The 380-nt window shown below is 40.5% G+C and carries 1 protein-coding gene; it reads left to right on the forward strand.

All coding sequences use genetic code 11. The features are described from left to right. The coding region (locus tag RM542_RS14825) for a hypothetical protein (protein ID WP_311386531.1) at positions 1–380 on the forward strand (380 nt) is incomplete at both ends.

Genomic DNA, 380 nt, shown 5'->3' on the forward strand with positions numbered 1-380 from the left:
CTGACCCTTGTGATTCATTTGAGGCAACGATAACACCAATTGGTGACTTAAATACAGCATCAGGAATCCAATTCTTCAATGCGCTTCCTGCTGGTGGTAGTTGGAGCGGAGATTCTTCTGATGGTTCTTTTGACCCAAGTATTGGAGAAGGTACCTATTCCATTACATATACTGTCGATTTTGGACAAGGATGTGTAAAATCAGATACCATAACTTTTATAGTGAACCTACCTGGTAACGGAAGCTGTACTTCTACTGAAAACTTAGCATTGAATGGAACTGCTTCGCAATCTTCAACTTACGGATTTGGATATGCATCTTATGCCATTGATGACAACACAAATGGCACTTCACCTTGGTCTGCTGATTTACAACATACC

Origin of the sequence: Croceitalea sp. P059, from assembly GCF_031846365.1 — a bacterium.
GTDB classification, from domain to species: domain Bacteria; phylum Bacteroidota; class Bacteroidia; order Flavobacteriales; family Flavobacteriaceae; genus Croceitalea; species Croceitalea vernalis.